General features: G+C 63.0%; 2 protein-coding genes. Both read left to right on the top strand.

Annotation, left to right across the window (positions count from 1 at the left end; all coding sequences use genetic code 11):
* A partial coding sequence (locus tag J0I64_RS00015) for an ABC transporter substrate-binding protein (RefSeq protein ID WP_291405213.1) occupies nt 1–569 on the top strand: 569 nt, incomplete at its 5' end.
* Nucleotides 570–634: 65 nt separating this feature from the next.
* On the top strand, nt 635–1,768 hold a 1,134-nt coding region (locus tag J0I64_RS00010; protein WP_291405211.1), incomplete at its 3' end, for a Xaa-Pro peptidase family protein.

Genomic DNA, 1,768 nt, shown 5'->3' with positions numbered 1-1,768 from the left:
CTTTCGACATCGAAGGGGCCATCGCACAGTTCAACGAACTGGGCTGGAACGACAGCAATGGCGACGGTGTGCTCGACAAGGACGGCAAGGATCTCGAAGTGGTTCTCTCGACCCACAGCGAAGACACCAACCGCGTCCAGAGCGTGGAATTCCTGCAGGCACTCTTTGAAGCCGCCGGCGTCAAGGCCACTGCTCAGATCAGCGACTGGCCGTCGTTCTCGACCAACTATGTGCAGCAGGGCAAGCACCAGATCGCTCTGCTCGGCTGGCTCAACATCGTTGATCCCGATCGCCTGATGTTCGCTCAGTTCTCGACCGGTGGCCCGACCAACTGGGGTGGCTACTCCAACCCTGAAGTCGACAAGCTGCTGCAGGAAGGCCGCTCGACGCTCGACCAGGCCGGCCGTATCACCGCCTATCAGAAGGCTGCGACGATCCTGGCTGAAGAGCTGCCCTACTACGTCGTTTCGGCCCAGGGTTATCAGCTGTTCTACGCCAAGGACCTCCCGGTCGAAGTGCAGGCAACGCCGCGCGGCAACCTCCGCGGCCTGATCGGCTTCACCGACTGATTGTGACCAACCGGCTGGCGCCTCGGCGCCGGCCGGCCTTGAGGCCCCTTTCCAAGGACATCGCCATGGCCTTCTCCCAGCGTCTCAGCGCCGACTATTACGCATCCGTACATCGCGACATCCGTGCGCGCATGGCCGAAGACGGTGTCGACGTGCTGCTGCTCGATTCCAATGACGACGTCATCTACACGACCGGCTTTTCGCACTACACCACCGAGCGTCCCGTCGTTTTTGCGCTGACGCAGACCGAGACCTATCTGCTGGTTCCCGAGCTTGAGCGTCACCACGCGCTCGACCAGGAGACGGCGGCAGAACTCGTCGTCTATTTCGAATTTCCCGGCCGCGACCGGCCCTTTGCAGTGCTTGCCCGAACCGTGGGCGACATCAAAGGGACCGTGGCGCATTCCCCCGGCATCTCCCTTGCCCGCGTCGGTCAGATCGAAGCTGCCTTCCCCAATGCCAAGGTGCGTGCCTCCGGCATTGTGGGGCAAATGCGCCTGACCAAGCGCCCCGAAGAACTGGTGCTGCAGCGTGAAGCTGCGCGTATTTCCGACTCCATGGTTGCCGCCGGCGTCGCCGTCATCGATGACGCGCTACGCAGCGGCAAGACCATGCCGACCGAAATCGAGATCGAAGCCCACATCATCCGCCATGCGCTCGATACCATGTATCGCGAGCACGAGGACATCATGCTCGTGCAGGGCATTGCCGGTGGGCTTGTCTATTCCGGTCTGCGTTCCGCTTTCCCTCACGGAATGCCGACCGGCCACCGCCCGCAGCGCGGAGAAAGCATGATCCTTTCTCTGGGCTGCCGGGTGGGAGGACGCGCCGCCGAAAGCGAGCGCACCTTTATTCTGGGCGAGCCCAGCAAGGAGCAGGAGCGCTTTTACAACCTTGCCCAGCAGGCTCAGGCCATTGGGACTGCAGGGCTGATCGCGGGCGCAACCTGTTCGTCGGCCGATGATCGCGCGCTTGGCTTCATCCGCGACCAGGGCGTCAGCGAATTCTGCCTCCATCGTGTCGGCCACGGCATGGGCGTGATGTTCCACGAGCCGCCGTGGGTGGAAGGGGGCGATGATACCGTGCTCCTGCCCAACATGGTTTGTTCTTCCGAACCCGCGCTCTACGTACCCGGCCTCGGCGGCTTCCGCCTTGCCGATACCGTTCTCGTCACCGGACAGGGGCCCGATAGCCTCACC

It is taken from the genome of Devosia sp. (assembly GCF_017307565.1).
Classification (GTDB): domain Bacteria; phylum Pseudomonadota; class Alphaproteobacteria; order Rhizobiales; family Devosiaceae; genus Devosia.
Note: the sequence above shows the minus strand (reverse complement) of the source record. Positions and strands in the feature narration are given on the sequence as shown.